The following is a 26,139-nucleotide window of genomic DNA, read 5'->3' on the forward strand; positions in this document are numbered from 1 at the left end:
GTATGGAAGAGTTATCGCTTGAAATTAAACAGATGATTATCGACACGCTCAATCTGGAAGAGCTGTCGGTGGACGATATCGACAGCAACGCCCCGCTGTTCGGCGACGGGCTGGGGCTCGATTCAATTGATGCGCTGGAGCTGGGGCTGGCGGTGAAAAATCGCTACGGTGTGATACTGTCCGCCGAAAGCGAAGAGATGCGCCTGCATTTTTACTCCGTTGCGTCGCTGGCGGCGTTTATTCAGACCCAGCGCCCGGCGTCGGGTGCCTGAACCACACTATCGCGAGTAAGTTATGGATAAGAATGAAATTTACCAGGAAATCACCGATCTGCTGGTGAAACTGTTTGAGTTGGATGCCGGTGACATCAAGCCGACGTCCCGCCTTTATGAAGATCTCGAGCTGGACAGCATCGACGCCGTTGATATGGTGGTTCATCTGCAAAAGCGCATCGGGCGTAAAATCAGGCCTGAAATCTTTAAGTCGGTGCGTACCGTGCAGGACGTGGTCGACGCCGTCGAACAGCTGATCCACGAAGGCTGATCGCTGTGGCGCACCCTGTGATGCCGTTGCTGAATGCGCTGCTGATGGCCGCCTGGCCGCTGCTGGTCTGGTTCACGCTCACTCATCCCGCATGGCGCTGGCTTTTGCCGCTGGCGATCGTGCTCTTTCTTTTGCGCCTGCTGGCGCTGCGCGGGCGCGCCGGAGAAAGGGCGCTGGTGGGACGCTGGCTTGCCGCTACGGGCGCCGGTCTGAGCCTTGTCAGCCTGTTGCTGAATAAAGGCCATCTGCTGATGTGGTATCCGGTGGTGGTTAACGCTCTGATGCTGCTGCTTTTCGCCGCGTCATTGCTCAGCGACATGCCGCTGGTGGAGCGCATCGCCAGACTGAAAGAGCCTGCGCTGCCGGCAGCGGCGATCCGCTGGACGCGGCGCGTGACGCAGGTATGGTGTCTGTTTTTTATCGTTAACGGCGGTGTCGCGTTGATGACCTGCCTGGCAGACGATCTTCGCTGGTGGACATGGTGGAACGGGCTGTTCAGTTATTTGCTGATGGGATCGCTGATGGCCGGAGAATGGCTGCTGCGCCAGCGTCACAGGGCGCGGGCATAAAATGCTGACGCAGCCGATCAACGCCTGGCTGACCCGGCAGCACGCAGGCATCGTCGCCCGCCGGGGAGGCCAGACCCTGCTGCGCGCGGAATGGCAGCGGCATATCGTCACCCTCGGCCACCGGCTGATGGCGGAGCCGCAGCGGCGCTGGGCGTTGTGCTTCGACGACAGCTATCTCTTCAGCGTGGCGCTGCTCGCCGCGCTGCACGCGGGAAAAACCCCGGTGATACCCGGCCACTGCCGCGAAGCGCTGCTACAGGAGCAACGCGATGATTTTGACGGCGTGCTGACCGACCTTGATTTCGCGCTCGACTGCCCGGTGGTGACGCTTCCGCTGGCGGAAAACGGGCCGCTGCCGCCGCTGCCCGCCATCGCGCCCGATGCGGCGGTGATCCTCTTCACCTCCGGTTCCACCGGCAGGCCGGAGCAGGTGATCAAACCGCTACACTGCCTCGACAGGGAGGCCGGCTGGCTGGCCAGGCGCTGGTCGCCGCAGTTGCAGGACGCCACCGTGATCGCCTCGGTCAGCCATCAGCATCTTTACGGGCTGACCTTTCGCATTATTCTGCCGCTGGCCTGCGGCATTCCCTTCGACAGCCGCCAGGTGCTTTACAGCGAACAGCTCGCCGCGCAGGACGCTCATCAGCGCTACGTCTTTATCAGCAGTCCGGCCTTTTTGCGTCGTCTGGATCGTTCGCTGCGCGCGCCCGCGTGTCAGCTGATCGTCTCGGCAGGCGGCACGCTGGCCTGGGAGCATGCGCAGGCGGCGGGGCAGTGGTTCGGTCAGCCCGTGGATGAAATATACGGCAGCACGGAAACCGGCGTGCTGGCGACGCGGCGCTTTGTCCATGAAGGGCAACCCTGGCAGCCGTTCGACGGCGTCGCCTTCTCGCAGGACGCACGCCAAAACTGGCGGGTACGTTCGCCGCTGATCCCGCAGTCCGGCGGGCTGCTGCTGAATGACAAACTCCGGTTCAGCACCGATGGCTTCCGGCTTTGCGGTCGTCACGACAGAATTGTTAAAATTGAGGACAAGCGCGTGTCGCTGAGCGAAATCGAACGCCGCCTGCTGGCGCTGCCGGGCGTGGTGGACGCCGCCGCGCTGGTGATCACGCGGCCTGAACGCTGCGGCGTCGGCGTGGTGCTGGTGCTGGACAGCGATGTCACCGCGCGACAGTTACTCAGCCTTCGCCAGCAGTGGCGGCAGGCGCTGCACCGCTGGCTGGAACCGGTTGCCATGCCGCGCTACTGGCGGGTGGTGGAATCAATTCCACAAAACAGTCAGAGCAAACGTGCCTGGCCGCAAATACAGGAGTTATTTTATGCTGCCCGTTGAACTCTCCCGCCAGCGGGAAGAGAATTCCGCCGTGCTCACGCTGCGCGCCGATCCCTGTCTCTTCTGGTTTCGCGGCCATTTTCCCACTCAGCCGATCCTGCCCGGCGTGGCTCAGATCGACTGGGTGATGCACTACGGCACGGCGCTGCTGGCGCCGGCGTACCGCTTCAGCGCCATAGAAAACGTCAAGTTTCAGCAGCCGGTGCTGCCTGGCGCGACGCTTGTCCTGACGCTGCGCTGGCAGGTTGAAACCAACCGGCTGCTGTTTGAGTATGCGGTAACCGGCGCAGACGCGCCGCAGCGCGCCAGCAGTGGGAAAATTCTCCTGTGTCGCTAACTGAATTTAACCCCTGCGTGGTGATCCCCTGTTATAACCACGGCGAAACGATCGCGGAGGTGCTGGAGAGGCTTTCGCCGTTCGGGCTGTCGGTGTTTATCATTGATGATGGCAGCGACGCGCCTGCGCGCGCGCGATTGGACAGTCTGCGTGATGAACGTGTCACGCTGATCCGCCTGCCGCGCAACCAGGGAAAAGGCGCGGCGGTGATGCGCGGATTGCAGTCGGCGGCGGCGGCGGGCTTTACCCACGCGCTTCAGGTGGATGCGGATGGCCAGCATCAGATCGAAGACTGCCCGCGCCTGCTGGCGGAGGCCAAAGCGCATCCGGACTGCCTGATTTCCGGTCAGCCGCTGTATGACGATTCAGTTCCCAAATCCAGGCTGTACGGGCGCTACGTCACCCACTTTTGGGTATGGATAGAGACGCTGTCGCTGTCGATTAAAGACAGCATGTGCGGTTTTCGCGTCTATCCATTGCCCGCCACGCTGGCGCTGGCGACGCGGCATCCGCTGGGGCAGCGGATGGACTTCGATACCGAGGTGATGGTGCGTCTTTACTGGGCGGGCACCCCCAGCCGCTTTATCGCTACCCGCGTCATCTATCCGCAGAACGGCCTTTCGCATTTCGATGCGCTCCGCGATAACCTGCGTATTTCGTGGATGCACACGCGGCTGTTTTTCGGCATGCTGCCGCGCATTCCCGCGCTGCTTAAAAAGCGGCGCGGCGCGCACTGGGCGGGCGTTGAAGAGCGTCGCGGGCTGGCTGGAATGAAGTTTATGCTGTGGATCTACCGCCTGGCGGGACGCCGCGTCTTTACGCTGTTCCTCTGGCCGGTCACCGGTTTTTACTGGCTGAGCGGCGGCGAGCAGCGGCAGGCGTCGCGGCAGTGGCTGAAAACCATACAGCAGCATGCGGCGGCGCAGCAGATTGCGCTGCCCGGCCGCCTCAACAGTTTTCGCCACTTCCTGCGTTTTGGCGATGCGATGATTGAAAAGATTGCCAGCTGGCGCGGCGATCTGCGCTGGGGAAAAGAGATCGATTTCGCGCCGGGCGCTGAAGCGCTGCTGCAAGCGCCCGGCGGTCGGCTGATCCTCGCCTCGCACCTGGGTGATATTGAAGCCTGTCGGGCGCTGGCGCAGCAGGTCAGCGGGCTGGTTATCAATGCGCTGGTCTTTACCGATAACGCGCAGCGTTTCCGTCAGGTGATGGACGAAATCGCTCCCGAGGCCAGCGAGCATGTAATTCCGGTGTCGTCGATCGGGCCGGATACCGCCATCCTGCTGAAGCAGAAGCTCGACGCCGGGGAATGGGTGGCCATCGTCGGCGATCGCACCGCGGTGAACCGCCAGCGCGGCGGCGTGCGGAGGGTTTGCTGGAGCAATTTTTTAGGGCGGCCTGCGCCTTTCCCGCAGGGGCCGTTTGTGCTGGCGGCGGCGCTGCGCTGCCCGGTGCTGCTGATGTTCGCCATCCGCCAGCAGGGCAAACTGCGGCTGCACTGCGAACATTTTGCCGATCCGCTCCTGCTGCCCCGCGCCAGCCGCGAGCAGGCGTTGCAGGAGACGGTGGATCGCTATGCGTCCCGGCTGGCCGCGCATGCTTACCTTGCGCCGCTCGACTGGTTTAACTTTTTCGATTTCTGGCAGTTGCCGGACCAATCCCGCACGGAAAATAAGGAGTAACAGTGTTAAACGATGCGCGTTTTACCGTTGACGTTGAACTGAGCATTCCGTTTCACGATGTGGATGCGATGGGCGTTGTCTGGCATGGCAACTATTTTCGCTATTTTGAGATTGCTCGCGAGGCGCTGCTGGCAACCTTTAACTACGGCTATCGGGAAATGAAAGCCTCCGGCTACCTGTGGCCCGTGGTGGATACGCGGGTGAAATACCGTGCGCCGTTGACCTTCGAGCAGGCCATTCGGGTGCGGGCGACGCTTGAAGAGTATGAAAACCGACTTCGTATTGGTTATCAGATCTTTGACGCGGCGAGCGGACAGCGCACCACCAGCGGCTATACCATCCAGGTGGCGGTAGAGGAAAACAGCCAGGCGCTGAGCTTTGTCTCTCCGCCCATCCTGTTTGAACGACTGGGAGTGGCATGATGTTCAGAGTTGTTTTTGCCGCGCTGCTGCTGTTCAGCGCCGCTGCGCCAGCGGTGACGCTGGAGGCACTTCAGCAACGTTTCGCCGGCCAGCCGGTGGTGCGGGCAAACTTCAGCCAGATCCGCGAGATCAACGGCATGGCGCAGCCGCTGAAATCCAGCGGTGAGCTGCTTATCGCGCGCGAAAACGGCCTGTGGTGGCATCAGGCGAAGCCTTTCCCGATGACGCTGGTGCTCGACGACACGCGCATGGTACAGGTCATGAACGGCCAGACGCCGCAGATCGTCACCAAAGAGAGCAATCCGCAAATGTTCCAGTTTAATCATCTGCTGCGCGCGCTGTTTCAGGCCGACAGAGAGGTGCTGGAGCAGAACTTCCGGCTGGATTTTCAGGATGAAGGGCAGGAGAAGTGGCGGCTGGTGCTGACGCCGAAAACTTCGCCGCTGGACAAGCTGTTTAACTCGCTGACGCTGACCGGCGCGACCTGGCTGGAGACGATCCAACTGCGGGATCGGCAGGGCGATAATACGCTGATCCTGCTCAGCAACCAGCACGCGACGCCGGAAACGCTCACCGATGACGAGCGGCAACGTTTTGTTTTCTGAACCGCACAAGCGCCTTGCGCTCGGCTGGCTGACGCTCTGTCTGCTGATGGCGGCGGCGCTGGCGGTGATGCTGCCGCGCGCCACAGTAAACAGTAGCGTGCTGGCTCTGCTGCCGCAGCAGGCGATGGGTGAGATGCCCGCCGCGCTGCAACAGGGCTTTATGCAGCGGCTGGATCGCCAGATGGTGTGGCTGGTGAGTCCCGGCAGGCAGGCGGATGCGAGCGTGGCGCAGTGGTGGCAGCAGCGGCTGATGGCGCTGCCCGCATTAACAGCGATCAAGGGGCCGATGACGGCGGAGCAGCAGCAGACGTGGGGGAAATTCGCCTGGCAGCACCGCAATGCCATGCTGGATGCGGCGACGCGCGCCAGGCTGCAACATCATGGCGCAGCGCAGGCCGACTGGGTGCTGGCGCAGCTCTATTCCGCTTTCGCGGGCGTCGGCGCGCAGGAGCTGAATCACGATCCGCTGCTGCTGGTGCGCGGCGCGCAGCTGGCGATGCAGCAAAATGGCGGCCGCCTTGGCCTCAGCGACGGCTGGCTGACCACCATCGATGCGCAGGGCCGCGTCTGGTATTTCCTGCACGGCGAGCTTAACGGCAATTCGTTTGATATGCAGCAGAGCCACGCGCTGGTTGAACAGATGGCGGCGTTGAAAACGGCGCTAATCGCGCGCTACCCTGACGCACAGCTGTTGTCGCGCGGTACGGTTTTTTTCAGCGATTACGCCAGCCAGCAGGCGAAACACGATATTTCCACGCTGGGCGCGGCGACCGTTTGCGGCGTGCTGCTGCTGATCTTCGCCGTGTTCCGCTCGCCGCGACCGCTGGTGCTGTGCGCCGTTTCGGTCAGTATCGGCGCGCTGGCGGGCGCCGTGGTCACGCTGCTCTGCTTTGGCGAGCTTCACCTGATGACGCTGGTGATGAGCATGAGCATCGTCGGCATTTCGGCGGACTACACGCTCTATTACCTGACCGAGCGAATGATCCACGGCGCTGACGCCACGCCGTTGCAAAGCCTGCGCAAAGTGATCCGTGCCTTATTGATGGCGCTGGCAACGGCGGCCATTGCGTATCTGATTATGATGCTGGCGCCGTTTCCCGGCATTCGCCAGCTGGCCGTGTTTGCGGCGGCGGGGCTTTCGGCCTCGTGCCTGACGGTTATCTGCTGGTATCCGCTGCTGGTAAAAGGGCTGCCGGTCAGGCCGGTGCCTCTGCTGGCGGTGATGGGGCGCTGGTTAAGCGGCTGGCGTCGCCGTCGATGGCTGCGTGTCGGGCTGCCGCTGCTGGTGGCAGCAATCTCCGCCGGCGGCCTGATGCAGCTACGCATTGATGATGATATTGCGCAACTGCAAGCGCCCCCGCCCGCGCTGCTGGCGCAGGAGAAGCAGATCGCGGCACTGACCGGGCAGCGCGCAGATCAAACCTGGCTGGCGGTGTGGGGCGACAGCGCGCAGCAAACGCTGGAACGTGTTGAGGCGCTGGCGCCGCAGCTTGCCGCCGCGCGCGAGAAGGGCTGGGTGGCGCATTATCGCCTGCTGCCGCTCTTATCGCAGGCGCAGCAGGCCAATGACCTGCGGCTGCTGAAGCAGGCGGCGCCCACGGTGATGAGTCGCCTGCGTGACGCGGGCGTCACGGTAAGCGATGCGGATCTCTCTTCAATGACGCTGACGCCGGAGGCATGGCTCGCCAGCCCCAACAGCGAAGGCTGGCGGCTGCTGTGGATGTCGCTCAGCGATGGCCGCAGCGCGGTGCTGGTGCCGGTTGAAGAGGTAAAAAATCCTCAGGCGATGAAATCACTGGCGGCATCGCTCCCCGGCGTCAGTTGGATCGATCGTAAAGCGACTTTTGACCAGCTGTTTGCCTTTTACCGGGGGCTGATGAGCTGGCTGCTGGGCGCGGCGCTGCTGGCGATTGCGTTAAGCTTTATCATACGGCTTGGCCTGCGTCAGGGCGTGCGGGCGTTTCTGCCTTCGCTGCTGTCGCTGGGCGGCGGCCTGGCGGCGCTGGCGCTGAGCGGGCATGCGCTGAACCTGTTTTCGCTGCTTGCGCTGGTGCTGGTGCTGGGGATCGGTATTAATTACACGCTGTTCTTCAGTAATCCACGCGGCACGCCGATAACCACCTTACTGGCGGTGACGCTGGCGATGACCGTCGCGCTGCTGACGCTTGGCATGCTGGTATTCAGCAGCACCCAGGCCATCGCCAGTTTTGGTATTGTGCTTTGTAGCGGCATTTTTACCGCCTTCCTGCTTGCGCCGCTGGCGATGCCGACGACAAGGAAAAAGAGATGAGGATCGTTGCCCTGGCCGCACTGGCCATGCTGCTGCTAACCGGCTGCGCCGGAAAGCAGGAGAGTACCCGTCCGCAGGCCTGGCTGAAGCCGGGCGTGCGCGTAACGCTGCCCGCGCCGGATATCGACCCGCCATTCAGTCGTCAACAGTTGCTGACCGGCACCTTCAAAGGCAAACAGCAGTCGCTGATGGTGCTGCTGAGCGCTGACGGACAGCGTCTGACGCTGGCAGGGCTCTCTGCGCTGGGCATTCGTCTGTTCAGGGTCAGCTACGATCGGCACGGCGTGCAGAGCGAACAGTCGGTTGTGCTGCCGGAGCTGCCGCCAGCCAGCCAGGTGCTGGCTGATATCATGCTCAGCCACTGGCCGATCGACGCCTGGCGTTCACAATTGCCTGGAGGCTGGACGCTGGTTGATGAGGGCGACCGTCGCCTGTTACGCGATGAAAACGGCAAAACGGTAACGGAAATTCGTTACATGCAGCGCGGCGCAACGCGCGAGCCCGTTTCTGTTCAGCAGTTTGTCTTTGGCTATCACATCACTATTCAGGATCTGGATTCGCCATGATCTACATTTCAGCCGTCGCCATGCTTAACGCGCTGGGTAACGACATGGCGCAAATAGCGCAAAACCTCAGCCACGGCAATGCGCCGGGCATGCGCGCCGACAGCGGCTGGCTGCTGGCTGGTAAACCGTGCTGGACCGGGCGGGTAGAGGCGGATCTGCCGACCGTTCCCGCAGCGCTGGCCGCCAGCAACAGCCGCAACAATCAGCTGCTGCTGGCGACGCTGGCGCAAATTCGTCCGCAGATCGACGAGGCGATAGCCGCTTATGGCGAAGATCGCGTGGCGGTGGTGCTTGGCACCAGCACCTCCGGGCTGGATGAGGCGGACTGCTATATCTCAGAAGCACGCGCGACCTGGCGCTACGCTCAACAGGAGCTGGGCGATCCCTCGCGCTTTGTCGCCGATTACCTTGGACTGAACGGCCCCTGCTATACGCTCTCCACCGCCTGTTCTTCAAGCGCCCGCGCGCTGATCAGCGGCGCACGTTTGATTGAGGCCGGGCTGGCGGACGTCGCTATCGTCGGCGGTGCGGATACGCTGAGCCGCATGCCGATAAACGGCTTTGACAGTCTGGAGTCGCTCTCGCCGCTGCGCTGTGCGCCGTTCAGCAAAGGGCGAGACGGCATCACCATTGGCGAAGGCGCGGCGCTGATGCTGCTGACGCGCACGCCGCAGGAGATTGCGGTGCTGGGCGTGGGCGAATCGTCGGACGCCTGGCACATGTCGGCACCGCATCCGCAGGGAGAAGGCGCTGTTAAGGCCATCAATATGGCGCTCCGCCAGGCCCGTTTACCGCCGGAGGCGCTGGGTTACATTAACCTGCATGGCACCGCCACGCCGCTCAACGATCGCATTGAGGCCGACGTGGTGCGCGCTATCTTTGGTGAAGCCGTGCCCTGTAGCTCAACCAAGCATCTGACCGGGCACACGCTTGGCGCGGCGGGCATTTGCGAGGCTGCGCTGTGCTGGCTGCTGCTGACGCAGGATCTGCCGCTGCCGCCGCAGGATTTCAGCGTGCGCGATCCGGACGACACGCTGGCGCCGTTTGGCCTGTTGGTTACGCCGCAGCCGCTTCAGCGACCGTTCATTCTCAGCAACTCCTTTGCCTTCGGCGGTAACAATACCTGTTTGATTTTAGGGAAACACAATGGCTGAATTTGACGAGGCGGTGGATTATCTGCCGCATGAAACGCCGATGGTGCTGCTTGAACGGGTGCTGGCGGTAAGCGACGAAGGCGCAACCTGTCAGGTCGTGGTGTCGCCAGACGGCGTTCTGGCACCGTTTTTAGACGTGGACGGCGCGCTTCCGGCCTGGTTTGGCGTGGAGATGATCGCCCAGGCCATTGGCGTGTGGTCGGGTTGGCATCACCGCCAGCATACCGACGGCAAACCCGTGCTGGGCATGCTGCTTGGCGCACGGGCTTTCCGCTGCGACAGGGCCGCTTTTCCGGCGGGTGCCACGCTCACCGTGTCGGTACATCTGCTGATGCGCGATGAAAAAATCGGCAGCTTTGAGGGCGAGATCGACGCTGAGGGGCAGCATCTGGCCAGCGGTAGGCTCAATACCTGGCAGCCCGATGAAAACGAATTACAACAACTTCTGCAACAGGGTAAAAAAGGATGACGCGTTCTGTTTTGGTGACGGGCGGCAGTAAAGGCATCGGGCGGGCTATCGCGCTGCGGCTGGCGGCGGACGGCTTTGCTGTTACCGTGCATTATCATCGCGATGAGGCTGGCGCAGAGGAGACGCGCAGGCTGATCGTACAGGCGGGCGGCACGGCGCGATGTATCGGTTTTGATATTGCCGATCGCGCAGCCTGCCGGGAAGGTCTTGAGGCGCATATTGCGCAATACGGCGCGTGGTACGGTGTGGTCAGCAACGCCGGGATCGCCCGCGACGGCGCATTTCCCGCACTGAGCGAAGAGGACTGGGACAGCGTCATCAGCACCAACCTCGACGGCTTTTACAATGTCATCCAGCCCTGCATCATGCCGATGATCGGCCTGCGCAAAGGCGGGAGGATCATCACGCTCTCTTCCGTTTCCGGCCTGATGGGCAATCGCGGGCAGGTGAACTACAGCGCCGCCAAGGCAGGCATCATCGGCGCCACGAAAGCGCTGGCGATTGAGCTGGCGAAGCGCAGGATCACGGTGAACTGCATCGCGCCGGGACTAATCGATACCGGCATGCTCAACATGGAGGCGGCCGCAGCGGAAGAGGCCATGCGCATGATCCCAATGAAGCGCATGGGCGAAGCGGAGGAAGTGGCCGGACTGGCAGGCTATCTGATGTCGGACATCGCGGGCTACGTCACGCGACAGGTTATTTCCATTAACGGAGGCATGCTGTGATGCGGCGCGTGGTGGTCACCGGGATGGGGGGCGTTACCGCATTTGGCAACGACTGGGAACAGGTGAGCGAAAAGCTGCGCGCCGGACGCAACGCGGTGCGTAAAATGCCGGAATGGCAGGTTTACGACGGACTGAATACGCTGCTTGGCGCGCCGGTAGAGAATTTCACTCTGCCTGAGCACTATACGCGCAAGCGCATCCGTTCCATGGGCCGCGTCTCGCTGCTGGCGACGCGGGCCACCGAACTGGCGCTGGCCCAGGCAGGCCTGCTGGAGCATCCTGTCCTTACCGGCGGAGAAACCGGCATCGCCTATGGATCGTCAACCGGCAGCACCGGGCCGGTCAGCGAATTCGCCACCATGCTGACCGAAAAGCACACCAATAATATTACCGGCACCACCTACGTGCAGATGATGCCGCACACCGCAGCGGTGAACGCCGGGCTGTTTTTTGGCCTGCGCGGTCGGGTGATCCCCACCTCCAGCGCCTGTACCTCCGGCAGCCAGGCGATTGGTTATGCCTGGGAAGCGATCCGCCATGGTTATCAGACCGTGATGGTGGCGGGCGGCGCGGAAGAGCTGTGCCCCTCCGAAGCCGCCGTTTTCGACACGCTGTTTGCCACCAGCCAGCGTAACGATGCGCCAGAGAGCACGCCTTCGCCGTTCGACAAAAACCGCGACGGTCTGGTGATCGGCGAGGGAGCCGGCACATTGATTCTGGAAGAGCTTGAGCATGCGCGCGCGCGCGGCGCAACGATCTGTGCAGAGGTGGTGGGCTTTTATACCAACTGCGACGCTGCGCACATCACCCAGCCTCAGCGCGAGACGATGCAGATTTGCATCGAAGGCGCGTTACGCATGGCCGGACTGACGCCGCAGGACATTGGCTATATCAGCGCGCACGGCACCGCGACCGATCGCGGCGACGTGGCGGAAAGCCTTGCCACGGCGGCGTTGTTTGGCAACCGCACGCCCATTTCCTCTTTAAAAAGCTACTTCGGCCATACGCTCGGCGCCTGCGGCGCGCTGGAGGCGTGGATGAGCATTGAAATGATGCGCGAAGGGTGGTTTGCGCCCACCCTGAACCTCACGCAGCCGGCCGACGACTGCGGCGATCTGGACTACATCATGCATCAGCCGCGCGTACTGCAAACCGACTACATTCAGTCGAACAATTTTGCCTTTGGCGGTATCAATACCTCACTGATTTTCCGCCGCTGGCGCGACTGAAAGGTTAAGTAAAGTGACACGCTGTCATTTTTGCTTGCAATTAGAAGCACTCTGACGATAATCGCAATTCGAATAAAAACTATTATCAATTGCATTATTATCAGGGTAACGAAATGGCACACCTCACGACCTCCTGCACCGGCTTCAGACTTACGCTGCTGTCGGTGCTGATTGGCGCAGCGATCCCGCCTGCATTTGCCGCTCCTGCGGCTGACAACTCAGACAACACCATGACCGTGGAAGCCATGCCGGAAAATTTTAAGCCGGGCGGCGATGAGCTGGTTCCCGCCTGGCTGGACGGACAGATTGCTAACGGTGGCCGTCTTGGCATGCTCGGCGAGCAGAATGCGCATAACGTACCTTTCAACGTCGTCGGCTACACCTCGAAAATGATTCAGGATCAGCAGGCCAACACGCTGAAAGAAGTGGTGGCTAACGATGCGTCCGTACAGAATGTTCAGGGTTATGGCAACTTTGCCGAAACCTACCGCATTCGCGGCTTTACGCTTGACGGCGACGATATCACCCTGGGCGGGCTGCCCGGCGTTATGCCGCGCCAGGTGGTGTCCACCCAGATGATCGATCGCGTTGAAGTGTTCAAGGGTTCAAATGCGCTGATCAACGGCGCGGCCGTTTCCGGCGTCGGCGGTATGATCAACCTCGAACCAAAACATGCGGAAGACACGCCGTTAACGCGCCTCGGCGTGGATTACACCTCGGCGTCTCAGGTTGGCACCTCGCTGGACAGCGGACGTCGTTTTGGTGACAACAACGAGTGGGGCGCGCGCGTCAATCTGCTGCATCGCGAAGGCGAAACGGCGGTGGATAACGAGAAACGTCGCACCACGCTGGCGTCGCTCGGGCTGGATTACCGCGGCGACAAACTGCGTACGTCGCTGGATATGGGTTATCAGAAACAGGCGTTTCACGGCGGGCGGCTTGGCGTAAACATCAGCGGTGTGGACTTCATTCCTGAGGTGCCGCGCGGCACCAGCAACTACAGCCAGGACTGGGTCTACAGCGATCTGGAAAGCGAATTCGGCATGGCGCGCGTGGAGTACGATCTGCTGCCGGACTGGACGCTCTACGGCGCCGTGGGTGGGCAGCATTCGCATGAAACCGGCGCCTATGCCTCGCCAAAAGTCACTGATCAAACGGGCGCCGCCACTATTGGCAACATGAATACCAATAAAATTGTCGATGCCTTCAGCGGCATGACCGGCGTGCGCGGAAAATTCGACACCGGCATGGTCAGCCACAGCGTGAACGTCGGCTACTCTGCGCAGACGAAGCGTGAAAAAACCGCCTATGGTATGGCGCTGTCGCCGGTTGCCACCAATATTTATCAGCCCGACGCGGTTGAGAAACCGGCGAACACCTTCTTTGGCGGCGATCTGGACGATCCGCGTGCTACCAGCCGCATCAGAACCCAGGGCGTTCTGCTGGCCGATACGCTGGGCTTTGTTGACGACAAAATCCTGCTGACCGTCGGCGCGCGTCATCAGAAAGTGGTGGTGCGCAACTATGCGTACGGAACGCAGACTGAAGACAGCGATGCCCGCTTTACTAAATCGCGCTGGACGCCGGGCTATGGGCTGGTGGTCAAACCCTGGGAGTCCGTCTCGCTTTATGCCAACCATATTGAGGCGCTCCAGCCTGGCGAAAGCGCATCAAGCGGCGCGGTTAACGTCGGTCAGGTAACGGGAATTTCGCTCTCCAAACAGAATGAAGTGGGCGTGAAACTCGACTATGGTCGCGTCGGCGGATCGCTGGCGCTGTTTGAAATCAAAAAACCTACCGGGATTATCGATCCGCAAACCAATATTTTTGGCCTGTATGGCGAACAGCGTAACCGCGGCGTGGAGCTGAACGTCTTTGGCGAGCCGGTTTATGGCGTGCGCCTCAACGGCAGCGCCACCTGGCTCGATCCAAAAATGAGCAAAACCCAGGACGGGCAGTACGATGGCAATGATGCCGTGGGCGTGGCGAATTTCTACACCGTACTGAGCGCGGAGTATGATATCAAGCCGGTTGAAGGGCTGACCGCGCTGGCCCGTCTGACGCACTCCGGCTCACAGTATGCGGATCAGGCCAACACCAAAAAGCTGGACAGTTACACCACGCTGGATTTGGGTATGCGCTACCGGATGCGCGTTAAGGAAAACGATTTAACCTGGCGCCTGGCGGTGGAGAACGTGACCAACGAGAAGTACTGGTCAGGCGTTGAAAACTACGGCACCTATATCTATCAGGGCGATCCGCGCGAGCTGAAGCTCTCGCTCTCTTATGATTTTTAAGCTGTCGGGCCGCAGATGCGGCCCTTTTTATTGCCCGCGCGCCACGCTTTATCATCACCTTTAGTACAGGTTGCAGTAACAGGTTTTGCACTTATACTTTGCGTGCGGCTGACGAGCTGCCGAAGAGAGGCCACCTTTAAGGAGCAAGACAAGAATGGATGCGAAAGACGATAAGCTGCTGGCGCTGGTAGGACTGCTGACCGCCTGCCTGATCACCATCATTGTGATGTTTACCCTCACATGGATCTCAGACATGCGCCTGACTTCCGAAGAAGCAACCCTCCCCGAAAAATGCATAAAAGTGGACACTCACGTTTCCTGAGCGCCACGTCCTCCGTTTCTGAATCTGATTTGCTGGCTGCGAATGGTCAGCGCATAGGGCTCATACAGGGTGCGATTGCCGTTGGCATCGGGCAGGCCAAACAGCCCGCCGGGCGAGCGTCGCGCGTCGGCCCATGTCGGGTAGTCAACCGCCGGAAAAAGGGATATGCCTTCCACCTGCACGCCGAGATCCATCGCCTGAGTCACCTGTTCCACCACGCCGTTCAGCCAGGCCACGCGCGCGTTGCCCTCTGCGCCCGTTTCCGCCAGGAGCAGAGGGCGCTGATAGCGCTGCCACACGTCCTCCAGCAGGCTGGCGAGACTGCGCCTCGCGGTGTTATCGATATCCAGCGGATCGCCGTTGCTGAACCACTGATTATCCGGATAGTAGTTAAGCCCGATGATATCCAGCAGAGACGCCTCGCCGCCCAGTTCTGGTTCGCAGCGACCGGCCAGCATATCCCAGGCGGTGAACTGCGCGTTGTGCTGACGTTCCGCCTCCTCACGGGCGGCGGCAGAATCATCAACGGGCGCGACGTAGACCAGCGGATCGGTTAATACGAACCGGGCGGCGGGCAGCTCTTCCCGGATCGCCCGCATGGCGGCAATGGAGGCTCTGACCAGTTGCTGCTTCAGCGTGTGTCCGCGTCCGCTTACGCCAGGATTGAACCAGGCGACATCCGCCCCGGCCCATGACCAGAAGGAGATCTGATTCACCGGCGTGAAGAAAGGGGCCGTATAGCCTTCGTTGCGCATCAGGATCGCCATGGCGCGCGCAAAAGCGGCAAAGCTGTCGACAAACGCGGGTTGCCAGATATCCAGATGCGACGGCCAGCCGAAGTGCGCCAGCTCCCAGATGATTTCCAGCCCCTGGTTCTCCGCCGCATGCAGCATTGGCAGGAAGGTCGACCAGTCATATTCGCCAGGTTTCTCTTCAATCAGATACCAGCGCGCACCGTCACGCGCCGTCAGCAACTGCGCTTCCGCCAGACGGGCGTAGTCCTTGTCCAACAGCATATCGTGGCCGCTGTTAATGACCAGGTCAACGCGCCGCCCCTCATCACGGCAGGCGGTTGAGCAGGCAAAACTGCCCTGAAAAAAGCTTTTAAACAGCGTTGGGCGATGCGGCGTCGTTTTTACAGCCTGCGTTGGTGCGATCATAGCGATTCCTCATTACACGTACTGACGCGGATCTATCGGCTAAGTCTAGACTAAAGGCCGTTGCAGGCAGCAGGCAACCTGCTGAATTTGACAGCGAAGCGATAAATAACGCCTGAGGCTGCCGGACACAGGCTATATTGGTTTATCGCGTCATAAAATTTAAGGACAAACTATGGCAGAAGCTCTGCTACCGGATGAAGAGGTGGGCGCTCAGACGCGACTGACGCGCGCCATTGCGCCAAGGGTGAAACAGCACCCCGGCCTGAGCGGTATTCACCCGCTTGAAGAAGGGCTGGATGCGTTCGCGGCCCGCTATCTGCTGATCTCAATGGCTGAGTTCACGCTCGATATTCAGTACTACATCTGGCAGAACGATATGTCCGGACGGTTGCTGTTCAGCGCGGTGCTTGAGGCGGCCGATCGTGGCGTCAGGGTGCGCCTGCTGCTGGACGACAACAATACGCTCGGGCTGGACGAAACGCTGAGCGAGCTGTGCCGTCACGAGAATATTGAGGTACGGCTGTTCAATCCCTTCTCCTTTCGCACGCTGCGCGCGCTGGGTTACCTCAGCGACTTCGCACGGCTGAATCGCCGTATGCACAATAAAAGCTTTACCGTCGATGGCGAGGCGACCATTGTCGGCGGGCGCAACGTCGGCGATGAGTATTTCGGTGCGGGCGATGAACCGCTCTTTTCCGATCTTGACGTGCTGGCGGTCGGGCCGGTGGTCGGGGAGGTCACGCGCGATTTTGAAGGCTACTGGCAAAGCCGCGCGGTGCAGCCGCTTAACAGCGTGGTTGAGGTGGATAAAGCAAACGGGCGCGATGCGGTCACGCTGCCGACGGCATGGCGCAACGATCCGCAGGTGCTGCGCTATCTGGAAAAAATTAACGCCTCGGCTTTTGTTCAGGAACTGGAGAGCGGCGATCTGTCGCTAACCTGGGCGGTGACGCGCCTGCTCAGCGACGATCCGCGTAAAGGGCTGGGACGCGCGCGCGCAAAAACCATGCTGCCGCAGCGCATGATGGAGGTGATCGGCAAGCCGCAGACGCAGTTTGATATCATCTCAGCCTACTTTGTGCCAACCCGGGCGGGCGTGGCGCAGCTGCTGTCGCTGGTGAGAAACGGTGTGAAAATCGCCATCCTGACCAACTCGCTGGCGGCGAATGACGTCTCGGTGGTGCATGCCGGTTACGCCAGGTGGCGGAAAAAACTGCTGCGTCACGGCATCACGCTGTATGAACTCAAGCCCCACCACGCGCGTGAGCCTTCACACGATCGCGGCCTGACCGGAAACTCAGGCTCAAGCCTGCATGCCAAAACGTTCAGCGTGGACAGGAAAAAAGTTTTTATCGGTTCGTTTAACTTTGATCCGCGCTCGGCGATGCTGAATACAGAAATGGGATTTGTGATCGAGAGCGAAGCGCTGGCGGATAACATTCACCAGCGTTTTATCAACAGCATGCGCGATCGCGCCTGGACACTGCGGCTGGATAAATGGGGCCGCGTCAACTGGGTGGAATTTCCCGGCGAGGGTGACAAAGAGCGGGTACACAAGCATGAGCCGCGTACCCGCTTTATACAGCGGCTGCTGGTACGGCTGGTATGGCGTTTACCGATCGAGTGGCTGCTGTAGCGATTTTCCGGTATCGGCCGCCGCAGGGCGCTGCGGCTTGCCGGAAAAGAGAAAACGCAGCAGCGGAATACGCAGGTGGATCTCATAGAGCAGAAAGGCGATGCCGAACACAAACGCCAGCCCGACGAAAAAGCCCAGCGTGTTGCTGCTGATGGTCGGCACGATAAAAATGCCATAAAGAATGGTCAGCGGATGGTGAACCAGATAAACGAAAAGCGATGCGTTGACCAGGTAAGTCACGCGCGGCGAATGGCTGTTGAGCAGCCGATGCCCAAGTGAAAACACCACATTGACCATCCATAGACCCATCATCATCGACATGACCCCGTCAATTTCGTACAGCCAGCCTTCACCTTTGCTCCACGTCTGGTTGGCGACGTAGCCGATAAACGCCACCAGCGCGCCGAAAAAGATCCAGGGAACCGGTTTGATAAACAGCGCTTTGATTGCCGGATATTTCCACGACATCGCGCCAAGGATGAAAAACGGCAGGAAAAACAGCGACTGCATTACCGCATAATTAAACAGGCCATCGCTTAATAGCTGCGGCTCGAAAACAAACAGCATGCGACGCAGCGTTCCCCACGCGAGACTGCACAGCAGAATAATCAGGCTGAGTTTGCCCCACGTCAGGTCGGAATAGTCTGTTTTTGCCACGCCGTCGCGCAGCCGTTTGAACATCCAGACGCCAGCAAGAGTCAGCACCGAAAGAACCAGCAGGAACCAGAGATGGGAGATGAGATCCCAGGAGAGCGCATTGAGTTTTTGATACAGCGTCAGCCCGTGCCAGTCGCCAATTTTAGTGGTCCAGGCTTTGATCATAAAAAACTGTGGCACGGTAATCAGCGGCACGGCCGCCAACATTGGGATGCTGACGCGCTCCAGCCTCACCTTCAGCCATTGTTGCGGGCTGTAGCGTAAAAAAAGCATGTAGGAAAAATAACCGGAAATAACAAAAAACACCTGCATACGAAATGCATGAATGAAATCATTAAAAATGGTCAGCCACACCGAGGGCGCAAGGCTGTTTACTGACCAAATCTGCGTGGAATAAATCAGGGAAACGTGAAAAGGAATACCTAACAGCATTAACCAGGCCCTGACAGAATCAAGGAAATATTCTCTTTGCTGGGTCTTTTTTATCATATCTATCCGCAATTCAATAAGTTGCTAAAACAGTTCACCCTGAACCAGGCTAAAGCGTAACGCTTACTTTATGTGATCAAACACAGATATACTATCAGGGGAATCTGTATACGGTGGATGTCAGTTACCCGCGTGATAAACATGAACAAAGTGAGCGTTACGCTGTCGGAAAGCTGAATTATCCATTAATATGGATGCGATTGATTTAAGCACACGAAAGGGGGGGATGTGCTGATTAAAATGAAAAACACGCCAAAACTGATGAGCCAGATCGGCATAACGGTTTTGCTTTCACTGTATGCCAGCGCAGGTTGGGCATTCAGCATTGATGACGTTGCAAAACAGGCGAAGGATTTGGCCGGGAAAGGGTATGAGGCGCCGAAAAGCAATTTGCCTTCCCAACTGCGTGAAATGAAATATGCTGACTATCAGCAGATTCAGTTCAATCGCGACAAGGCCTGGTGGAGTAAGTTGAAGTCCCCATTCAAACTTGAGTTTTACCATCAGGGAATGTACTTCGACACGCCGGTGCAAATTAATGAAGTTTCTGCATCGACGGTTCGACAGATTAAATATTCACCCGACTATTTTAATTTTGGCAACGTTAAGCATGACCCTGAAACGGTCAAAAACCTGGGCTTTGCCGGGTTTAAAGTGCTCTATCCGCTGAATAACAAAAATAAAAAAGACGACGAAATCAGCAGCTTCCTCGGCGCCAGCTATTTCCGTGTTATCGGCGGCGGCCAGGTGTATGGTCTTTCCGCACGTGGCCTGGCGATTGATACTGCTTTACCCTCCGGCGAAGAGTTCCCGCGCTTTAAAACCTTCTGGGTGCAGCGGCCAAAACCGTCGGATAAGCAGCTTGTCATTTATGCGCTGCTGGACTCCCCGCGAGCAACCGGCGCTTATCGCTTCCTGATTAAACCGGGAAGTGAGACCACCGTAGACGTACAGTCCAAAGTCTATCTGCGTGATAAAGTCGGCAAGCTGGGCGTTGCGCCGTTGACCAGCATGTTCCTGTTTGGGCCGAATCAGCCATCCCCGACAACCAATTTCCGTCCGCAGCTCCATGACTCCAACGGTCTCTCTATTCATGCCGGCAACGGTGAGTGGATCTGGCGTCCGCTGAATAATCCAAAACATCTGGCGGTAAGCACTTTTACCGTTGAGAATCCGAAAGGCTTTGGTCTGCTTCAGCGCAGTCGTGATTTCAATCAGTACCAGGATCTTGATGACCGCTACGATCTACGCCCAAGCGGCTGGATTGAACCGCAGGGCGACTGGGGTAAAGGCCGCATTGAACTGGTCGAAATTCCTACCGCCGATGAAACCAACGACAACATCGTTGCTTTCTGGACGCCGGAAAGCCTGCCGGAACCCGGCAAAGAGATGAATTTTAAATATCGCCTGCACTTTACGCGCGATGAAAGCCAGCTGCATTCGCCGGAAACGGCCTGGGTCAGCAATACGCTGCGCTCAACGGGTGATGTGAAGCAGTCCAACCTGGTTCGCCAGCCGGACGGCACGCTGGCCTTTATCGTTGACTTTACCGGTCAGGAGATGAGTCAGTTACCGGAAAACACCCCGGTTACGCCGCAGGTGAGCATCGGTGATAACGGTGAGCTGGTGGAAAACAGCGTTCGTTATAACCCGGTAACCAAGGGCTGGCGTCTGGTGATGCGTATGCGTATCAAAGATGCAAAACAGCCAACGGAAATGCGTGCTGCGCTGGTCAACGGCGACAAAACGCTGACTGAAACCTGGAGCTATCAGTTGCCTGCCAATGAATAAGACTACTGCAACACCCAGTGATTATATCGATGTGCTCCCGCTTTCGCCCGATCGAAAGCGTGGATTACAGGCCTCGATACCTGCCGAATCGGATGAGGTTTTCAGCCAGCTGCATCAGTCGCTGGCTGACGGCGGGCCGATTGAGTGTCGGCCTGACGACGCGCCGCTTGAGTCGGTTAAAACGCGTATTGAGATGAGCTGGCCTGACTCGCTCGGCGAGCAGGGCGAACAGTTCGATAAAGATCATCTCGATCGCACCACGCTGAAGGCGATGCCGCCGCATAAGCGCTCGTCCATGTACCCTGAAGCGTGGCGCACCAACCCGGTTGCGCGTGCGTGGGACTCGGTGCGTGGCCGCAAAAGCGTTCCGCGCTACAGCAGCGCGGAAGAGCGTCGGGCGGAGGAGAAGTGGCGTCATGTTGGATCGATTCGCCGCTATATCCTGTTGATTCTGACTATCGCGCAGACCATCGTCGCTACCTGGTATATGAAAACCATCCTGCCTTATCAGGGCTGGGCGCTGATCGATCCGATGGATATGATCCATCAGAACTGGCAACAGTCTGCTTTGCAGCTCCTGCCTTATGTCCTGCAAACCGGAATACTGTTCCTGTTCGCGGTGCTGTTCTGTTGGGTCTCAGCCGGGTTCTGGACGGCGCTGATGGGCTTCCTGCAATTGCTGATAGGCAAAGACAAATACAGTATTTCCTACGGCACAACCGGTAACGAGGCTATCGATCCGGCGCACAGAACGGCGCTGATCATGCCCATCTGCAACGAAGACGTCGAGCGCGTCTTCGCTGGCCTGCGCGCCACCTGGGAATCGGTGGTCAGAACCGGCGAGCAGCAGCACTTCGATGTGTATATTCTCAGCGACAGTTACAACCCGGACATCGCCGTGGCTGAACAAAAAGCCTGGATGGAACTGGTGCGTGATGTCGGCGGGGAAGGGCGAATTTTTTATCGCCGCCGTCGCCGTCGCGTGAAACGTAAAAGCGGCAACATTGATGATTTCTGCCGCCGCTGGGGCAGCCAGTACAGCTATATGGTGGTGCTGGACGCAGACAGTGTGATGAGCGGCGAGTGTCTGACCGGCCTGGTGCGCATGATGGAAGCCAACCCGAACGCGGGTATTATCCAGTCATCGCCGAAGGCGTCAGGCATGGATACGCTCTATGCGCGCTGTCAGCAGTTCGCGACCCGCGTCTACGGGCCGCTGTTCACCGCCGGTCTGCACTTCTGGCAACTGGGCGAGTCGCACTACTGGGGGCACAACGCCATCATTCGCGTGCAGCCGTTTATTGAGCACTGTGCGCTGGCGCCGCTGCCGGGTGAAGGTTCGTTTGCCGGCTCTATTCTTTCACATGACTTTGTGGAAGCGGCGCTGATGCGTCGTGCGGGATGGGGAGTGTGGATCGCTTATGATCTACCGGGTTCTTATGAAGAACTGCCGCCAAACCTGCTGGACGAGCTGAAGCGCGACCGCCGCTGGTGTCACGGCAACCTGATGAACTTCCGTCTGTTCCTGGTGAAAGGCATGCATCCGGTTCACCGCGCGGTGTTCCTGACCGGCGTGATGTCCTACCTTTCCGCGCCGCTGTGGTTCCTGTTCCTGGCGCTGTCGACGGCGTTGCAGGTGGTGCACACGCTGATGGAGCCGCAGTACTTCCTTCAGCCGCGGCAGCTCTTCCCGGTCTGGCCGCAGTGGCGTCCTGAACTGGCCATTGCGCTCTTCTCTACCACGCTGGTGCTGCTGTTCCTGCCGAAGCTGCTGAGCGTGATACTGATCTGGTGTAAAGGCGCAAAACCTTACGGCGGCGCATTGCGGGTGTTCGCCTCGCTGTTCCTGGAGATGCTTTTTTCGGTGCTGCTGGCGCCGGTGCGCATGCTGTTCCATACGGTGTTCGTGGTCAGCGCTTTTCTCGGCTGGGAAGTGGTCTGGAACTCGCCGCAGCGTGATGATGATGCCACGCCGTGGAGCGAAGCCTTTAAACGTCATGGTTCGCAGATGGCGCTGGGCCTGGTATGGGCTATCGGCATGGGCTGGCTGGATCTGAACTTTCTGTGGTGGCTGGCGCCGATCGTCTTTTCGCTGATCCTCTCGCCGTTTGTTTCGGTCTTTTCCAGCCGATCAACCACCGGTAACGCCTCGAAGCGTGCGAAATTGTTCCTGATCCCGGAAGAGTTCGATCCGCCGAAAGAGCTGCTGGATACTGACCGCTATCTGGAACTGAACCGTGAGCGCGTGTTAAAAGATGGCTTTATGCACGCGGTGCTCAATCCGTCCTTTAATGCGCTGGCAAGCGCGATGGCGACCTCCCGTCACCTGAAAAGTGACATCCTGGAATTTGCCCGCGATCGCCACGTTGAGCAGGCGCTGAGCCGTTCACCGGTTAAGGTCGATCGCGATCTGCGGCTGGTGCTGATGAGCGATCCGGTGACGCTGTCGCGAATGCACTATCGTTTGTGGCAGCATGCGGATAAGTATCACGACTGGTTTGATTACTACAAAACGCTGACGCTGAATCCACTGGCGCTTCCGCCAGCGAAGTAAGCATTTGATGCCGTAATACGATGCCGGTCAGTTATTCTGACCGGTATTTTTTTGTGCGTCGTACTGGTTTGACGCGGCGGGCATGGAATAACCTCTTTTCGTCCGATTGCCTGCACGGCGATGCGCTAAGATGACATTTTTCTCAGTAACGGAGTCGTAATGATAATGAGGATACTACGTGGATTGGCGCTGTCGGCGTCGCTGGTCGTGCTGACCGGCTGCGGTAGTATTATCAGCCGCACGGTTCCAGGGCAGGGGCACGGTAATCAGTTCTATCCGGGCGTACAGTGGGATATTCGCGATACGCCGTGGCGTTTTCTGACGATTATTGATCTACCGCTGTCGATGGTGGTAGATACGCTGCTGCTGCCGGTGGATGCGCATCACGGCCCTTATGAATAACGCACCCGAATAAGCGTGCGTTTGGTCAGATATCGGGATTAGCAATTACGCCCAGCGATCGGAATCGGTATTGTCATCTTCCCACTCTTCCGCCGCCGCCGCGCCCTCTTCGCTGTCTGCGGGCGGTTCAAGCTGGAATTCGCCTTCGTCCCACTCGTGCAGCGTATTTTCCGGCTGCCACTCCTGACGAAGTTCGATCTCATCAAAGTCGCCGTCGAAAATGGCCTGTGCCGCCTCGCCGCTGCGCAGTGACAGGCACTCGCCCTCGTCGCCCTCATCGGTAAAGAATTCAGCCTGCCACATGATGTCGCCATCCTGCATGACGTACTTTTGCAGGTTGAACTGGCTGATCGATACGTCCTCTTCATTCAGGTCCGGATTAGCCGCCAGATACTCTTCACGTGCGGCGTCGATAGCCTCTTCCAGCGTTGCAAACATGCTCATCGCATTCTCCATAAAAGTTTTTGCAGGTTTTTAGAAAGGATAGTCGAAGATTTCCGGGTAGAAAGCGCGGAAGCTAAAAAAATATCCACGGATTTTTGGTCTATTAATCAACCAATTAATTACCTGCAATCCGTTGCGCCTGCACGATGGAGGAGGTTACGGCAGACGCGCTGCCGCTGACACCACTAATAGAGAGAGGTTTCGCCGGGCGGGCGGGTTTTGAAGCGGCGGTGCAGCCACATGTACTGTTCAGGTGCCATCAGCACACCGTTTTCGACCACTTTATTCATACGCGCGGCGGTGGCGGATTCATCGTCAACGGGCATCGCCTGCTCTTCCGGCAGAATCACCATTTCATAGCCCTTACCGTGGGGCAGACGGCGCGGGACAAACGGGATCACCGCCGGCTGGCCGCTGCGGATCAGCAGATAGCTACCTTTGGTTGACGCCGCCTTATCCACCGCAAAAAAGGGCACGAAGACGCTGCTTTTCGGGCCATAGTCATGATCGGGCGCGTACCAGATGATGTCACCGTTTTTCAACGCGCGGATCATGCCTTTCAGGTCTTTGCGATCGAGCATGCTTTTATTGGAGCGCATCCGGCCCCACGTTTGCAGCCAGTCCAGCAGCGCGTTATCGTTTGGCCGGTAAACGCCAATTCCCGGATTGTGGATGCCGAAAATGCGCGCGCCCAGTTCGAGCGTCAGAAAGTGCATGCCAATCAGCAACACGCCTTTGCCGTCGGTGCGCGCTTTCTCAATGTGCTCCAGACCGCTCACGTGAAACCATTTTTTGATGCGCCAGTCCGGCCAGAACCAGGCCATGCCTGTTTCAATCAGCCCCATTCCCACGGACTCAAAATTTCTCATGACCATTGCTTCCCGCTCTGCGGCGGGCATATCGGGAAAGCAGAGTTCGAGGTTCCGTTGCGTCACCTCCAGCCGACGTCGCAAAAAACGCATTGAAAGACGACCAAGTCCGCAGCCAAGGTGATAAAGCACGGGATAGGGCAGCAGCACCAGCAGATAGAGCGCGCCGATGCCCAACCAGGTAAACCAATAACGTGGATGCAGCAACGCACGGGTGAATTGAGGAAGCTGAGTCATGAGTTTCCAGATCGAAAAAAAGGGGCACCATTATGCTGCCCGCTAAGTATGAATTATCGCTTATTGTGCCATTTTTTGGGGATGAACTGAAACATGCTGCCGAATCGATAGCATATTTTACCGCCCCGGCTGACGGGGCGGTAACATCTTATGATTTAAAAAGACCTTTTACCTCGTGCGGTTCGCTGCGCCAGTATTGTTCCGGCGCGCGCACTTTCTCACCCAGTCTGGCGGCAGCGTGCCACGGCCAGCGCGGATCGTAGAGCATGCCGCGCGCCAGCGCCACCATATCGGTTTGCTGGTTCGCCAGCAGCGTTTCCGCCTGTTCCGCGTCGGTGATCAGGCCAACGGCGATAACCGGAATGTCCACGGCGTCTTTGATCGCAGCGGCGAAGGGCACCTGATAATTCGGGCCAACGGCGATCTGCTGCGCTGGCGAGAGGCCGCCGCTGGAGACGTGGATATAGCTGCATCCTTCTTTACCCAGCGCCTGGCTGAGCGCAATGGATTGCGCAATATCCCACCCGCCTTCAACCCAGTCCGTGGCGGAAATGCGCACGCCCACCGGCTTATCGGCTGGCGTCACGCGACGTACTTCACGGAACACCTCCAGCGTCAGGCGCATGCGGTTTTCGAGCGAACCGCCATACTGGTCATCGCGCTGATTTGCGAGCGGTGAGAGGAACTGATGCAGCAGATAGCCATGCGCCGCGTGCACCTCAATCAGATCCAGCCCCAGCCTGTCGGCACGGATCGCGGCGTCAATGAAGGCTTGTTTGATCTCCTCAATGCGCGCAAGCGTCAGGGCCTGCGGCGTGCCGTCAGACTCATTGAAGGGCAGGGCAGAAGGTGCGGAGGTCTGCCAGCCGCCCTGCTCGGGTTGCAGAAAACCACCGCCGCGCCACGGCACGTCGGTGGACGCTTTACGCCCGGCGTGCGCAAGCTGAATGCCAATCGGCATTGCGGAATAGCTGCGCACGTCTTTCAGCACGTCGGCCAGCGCCTGTTCGGTGTCGTCATTCCAGATGCCCAAATCCTGCGGCGTGATCCGTCCCTGCGCTTCAACAGCGGCGGCTTCAATAATTAGCAGACCTGCTCCGGAAAGCGCCAGATGACCCAGATGAATGCGATGCCATGCGGTCGCCCGGCCCTGCTCGGCGGAGTACTGACACATGGGTGCGATGACAATGCGGTTCTCGAGGTGTAACTTGCCCAGCGTAATCGGGTTGAAAAGGTGACTCATACAGCGTTCTCCGTAGCGATCGTTTATTTCATTAACAGGGAAACTATAGGCGCTAATTGCCGGCGTGATGATCCGGTTATGCTTTCAGTTCGACGGAAAAGATTCTTT

25 protein-coding genes are annotated in these 26,139 nt (G+C 59.0%); 20 read left to right on the top strand and 5 right to left on the bottom strand.

Annotated elements, in window-relative coordinates:
* The first annotated feature begins 2 nt into the window (after window positions 1–2).
* The 16 genes from FA91_RS07040 to FA91_RS21205 all read left to right on the top strand — a co-directional run bounded on the left by FA91_RS07040 (window position 3) and on the right by FA91_RS21205 (window position 14,549).
* Window positions 3–272 (top strand): phosphopantetheine-binding protein, encoded by a 270-nt coding sequence (locus tag FA91_RS07040; protein WP_034913978.1) that lies wholly within the window; start codon window positions 3–5, stop codon window positions 270–272.
* 22 nt (window positions 273–294) lie between these two features.
* Window positions 295–543: an acyl carrier protein gene (locus FA91_RS07045; RefSeq protein WP_034913981.1), complete on the top strand. Its 249-nt coding sequence runs from the start codon at window positions 295–297 to the stop codon at window positions 541–543.
* A gap of 5 nt (window positions 544–548) precedes the next feature.
* A complete protein-coding gene (locus FA91_RS07050) occupies window positions 549–1,112 on the top strand; it encodes a hypothetical protein (protein ID WP_231566750.1) in 564 nt (187 codons plus the stop codon).
* Window position 1,113: 1 nt separating this feature from the next.
* Window positions 1,114–2,448: an AMP-binding protein gene (locus tag FA91_RS07055; protein ID WP_051937072.1), complete on the top strand. Its 1,335-nt coding sequence runs from the start codon at window positions 1,114–1,116 to the stop codon at window positions 2,446–2,448.
* Complete coding sequence (locus FA91_RS07060) at window positions 2,435–2,785, top strand: hydroxymyristoyl-ACP dehydratase (protein WP_034913983.1); 351 nt, start codon at window positions 2,435–2,437, stop codon at window positions 2,783–2,785. The genes FA91_RS07055 and FA91_RS07060 overlap by 14 nt, the downstream gene beginning before the upstream one ends.
* A complete protein-coding gene (locus tag FA91_RS07065; protein WP_034913985.1) occupies window positions 2,776–4,467 on the top strand; it encodes a glycosyltransferase family 2 protein in 1,692 nt (563 codons plus the stop codon). The genes FA91_RS07060 and FA91_RS07065 overlap by 10 nt, the downstream gene beginning before the upstream one ends.
* 2 nt (window positions 4,468–4,469) lie before the next feature.
* Entirely contained in the window at window positions 4,470–4,889 is a 420-nt protein-coding gene (locus tag FA91_RS07070) for a thioesterase family protein (RefSeq protein ID WP_034913986.1), read from the top strand.
* Complete coding sequence (locus FA91_RS07075) at window positions 4,889–5,494, top strand: outer membrane lipoprotein carrier protein LolA (protein WP_034919056.1); 606 nt, start codon at window positions 4,889–4,891, stop codon at window positions 5,492–5,494. Before FA91_RS07070 ends, FA91_RS07075 begins: the two co-directional genes overlap by 1 nt.
* Window positions 5,466–7,784, top strand: coding sequence for an MMPL family transporter (locus tag FA91_RS07080; RefSeq protein ID WP_034913988.1), 2,319 nt, complete (start codon window positions 5,466–5,468; stop codon window positions 7,782–7,784). Before FA91_RS07075 ends, FA91_RS07080 begins: the two co-directional genes overlap by 29 nt.
* Window positions 7,781–8,350: a DUF3261 domain-containing protein gene (locus FA91_RS07085; RefSeq protein ID WP_034913989.1), complete on the top strand. Its 570-nt coding sequence runs from the start codon at window positions 7,781–7,783 to the stop codon at window positions 8,348–8,350. The genes FA91_RS07080 and FA91_RS07085 overlap by 4 nt, the downstream gene beginning before the upstream one ends.
* Window positions 8,347–9,504, top strand: coding sequence for a beta-ketoacyl-[acyl-carrier-protein] synthase family protein (locus tag FA91_RS07090; protein WP_034913992.1), 1,158 nt, complete (start codon window positions 8,347–8,349; stop codon window positions 9,502–9,504). The genes FA91_RS07085 and FA91_RS07090 overlap by 4 nt, the downstream gene beginning before the upstream one ends.
* Entirely contained in the window at window positions 9,497–9,973 is a 477-nt protein-coding gene (locus FA91_RS07095; protein WP_034913995.1) for a hotdog family protein, read from the top strand. Before FA91_RS07090 ends, FA91_RS07095 begins: the two co-directional genes overlap by 8 nt.
* Window positions 9,970–10,701, top strand: coding sequence for a 3-ketoacyl-ACP reductase FabG2 (locus FA91_RS07100; protein ID WP_034913997.1), 732 nt, complete (start codon window positions 9,970–9,972; stop codon window positions 10,699–10,701). The genes FA91_RS07095 and FA91_RS07100 overlap by 4 nt, the downstream gene beginning before the upstream one ends.
* Window positions 10,701–11,930, top strand: coding sequence for a beta-ketoacyl-ACP synthase (locus FA91_RS07105; RefSeq protein ID WP_034914000.1), 1,230 nt, complete (start codon window positions 10,701–10,703; stop codon window positions 11,928–11,930). The genes FA91_RS07100 and FA91_RS07105 overlap by 1 nt, the downstream gene beginning before the upstream one ends.
* Before the next feature lie 113 nt (window positions 11,931–12,043).
* Entirely contained in the window at window positions 12,044–14,227 is a 2,184-nt protein-coding gene (locus tag FA91_RS07110) for a TonB-dependent siderophore receptor (RefSeq protein ID WP_034914003.1), read from the top strand.
* 154 nt (window positions 14,228–14,381) lie between these two features.
* Window positions 14,382–14,549, top strand: coding sequence for a hypothetical protein (locus tag FA91_RS21205; protein ID WP_162834959.1), 168 nt, complete (start codon window positions 14,382–14,384; stop codon window positions 14,547–14,549).
* On the opposite strand, the gene FA91_RS07115 is transcribed toward FA91_RS21205, so the two are convergent.
* Window positions 14,537–15,709, bottom strand: a complete 1,173-nt coding sequence (locus FA91_RS07115) for a beta-glucosidase (RefSeq protein WP_051937073.1) — start codon at window positions 15,707–15,709, stop codon at window positions 14,537–14,539. The genes FA91_RS21205 and FA91_RS07115 overlap by 13 nt on opposite strands.
* 172 nt (window positions 15,710–15,881) lie before the next feature.
* Here FA91_RS07115 and FA91_RS07120 point away from each other — a divergent pair, with 172 nt between their 5' ends.
* Window positions 15,882–17,345 (top strand): phospholipase D family protein, encoded by a 1,464-nt coding sequence (locus FA91_RS07120; protein WP_034914006.1) that lies wholly within the window; start codon window positions 15,882–15,884, stop codon window positions 17,343–17,345.
* On the opposite strand, the gene mdoC is transcribed toward FA91_RS07120, so the two are convergent.
* On the bottom strand, window positions 17,322–18,491 hold the full coding sequence (gene mdoC, locus FA91_RS07125) for a glucans biosynthesis protein MdoC (RefSeq protein ID WP_051937076.1): 1,170 nt from the start codon (window positions 18,489–18,491) through the stop codon (window positions 17,322–17,324). The genes FA91_RS07120 and mdoC overlap by 24 nt on opposite strands.
* Before the next feature lie 261 nt (window positions 18,492–18,752).
* On the opposite strand from mdoC, the gene FA91_RS07130 reads away from it, so the two are divergent.
* The 3 genes from FA91_RS07130 (at window position 18,753) to FA91_RS07140 (ending at window position 23,238) form a co-directional block, all read left to right on the top strand.
* Window positions 18,753–20,282 (top strand): glucan biosynthesis protein G, encoded by a 1,530-nt coding sequence (locus FA91_RS07130; protein ID WP_197060517.1) that lies wholly within the window; start codon window positions 18,753–18,755, stop codon window positions 20,280–20,282.
* Window positions 20,275–22,836, top strand: coding sequence for a glucans biosynthesis glucosyltransferase MdoH (gene mdoH / locus FA91_RS07135; protein ID WP_034914008.1), 2,562 nt, complete (start codon window positions 20,275–20,277; stop codon window positions 22,834–22,836). Before FA91_RS07130 ends, mdoH begins: the two co-directional genes overlap by 8 nt.
* A gap of 165 nt (window positions 22,837–23,001) precedes the next feature.
* Complete coding sequence (locus tag FA91_RS07140; protein ID WP_231566751.1) at window positions 23,002–23,238, top strand: YceK/YidQ family lipoprotein; 237 nt, start codon at window positions 23,002–23,004, stop codon at window positions 23,236–23,238.
* Between the two features lie 45 nt (window positions 23,239–23,283).
* Here the strand turns inward: FA91_RS07140 and FA91_RS07145 are convergent, their stop codons facing one another.
* The 3 genes from FA91_RS07145 to FA91_RS07155 all read right to left on the bottom strand — a co-directional run bounded on the left by FA91_RS07145 (window position 23,284) and on the right by FA91_RS07155 (window position 26,031).
* Window positions 23,284–23,682, bottom strand: a complete 399-nt coding sequence (locus tag FA91_RS07145; RefSeq protein WP_034914013.1) for a MysB family protein — start codon at window positions 23,680–23,682, stop codon at window positions 23,284–23,286.
* A 185-nt stretch (window positions 23,683–23,867) separates the two neighbouring features.
* Window positions 23,868–24,788 (bottom strand): Kdo(2)-lipid IV(A) acyltransferase, encoded by a 921-nt coding sequence (locus FA91_RS07150; RefSeq protein WP_034914015.1) that lies wholly within the window; start codon window positions 24,786–24,788, stop codon window positions 23,868–23,870.
* A gap of 148 nt (window positions 24,789–24,936) precedes the next feature.
* Window positions 24,937–26,031, bottom strand: a complete 1,095-nt coding sequence (locus tag FA91_RS07155) for an NADH:flavin oxidoreductase/NADH oxidase (RefSeq protein WP_034914017.1) — start codon at window positions 26,029–26,031, stop codon at window positions 24,937–24,939.
* Between the last annotated feature and the right edge of the window lie 108 nt (window positions 26,032–26,139).

Origin of the sequence: Erwinia sp. 9145, from assembly GCF_000745075.1 — a bacterium.
In the GTDB taxonomy this organism is placed as follows: domain Bacteria; phylum Pseudomonadota; class Gammaproteobacteria; order Enterobacterales; family Enterobacteriaceae; genus Erwinia; species Erwinia oleae.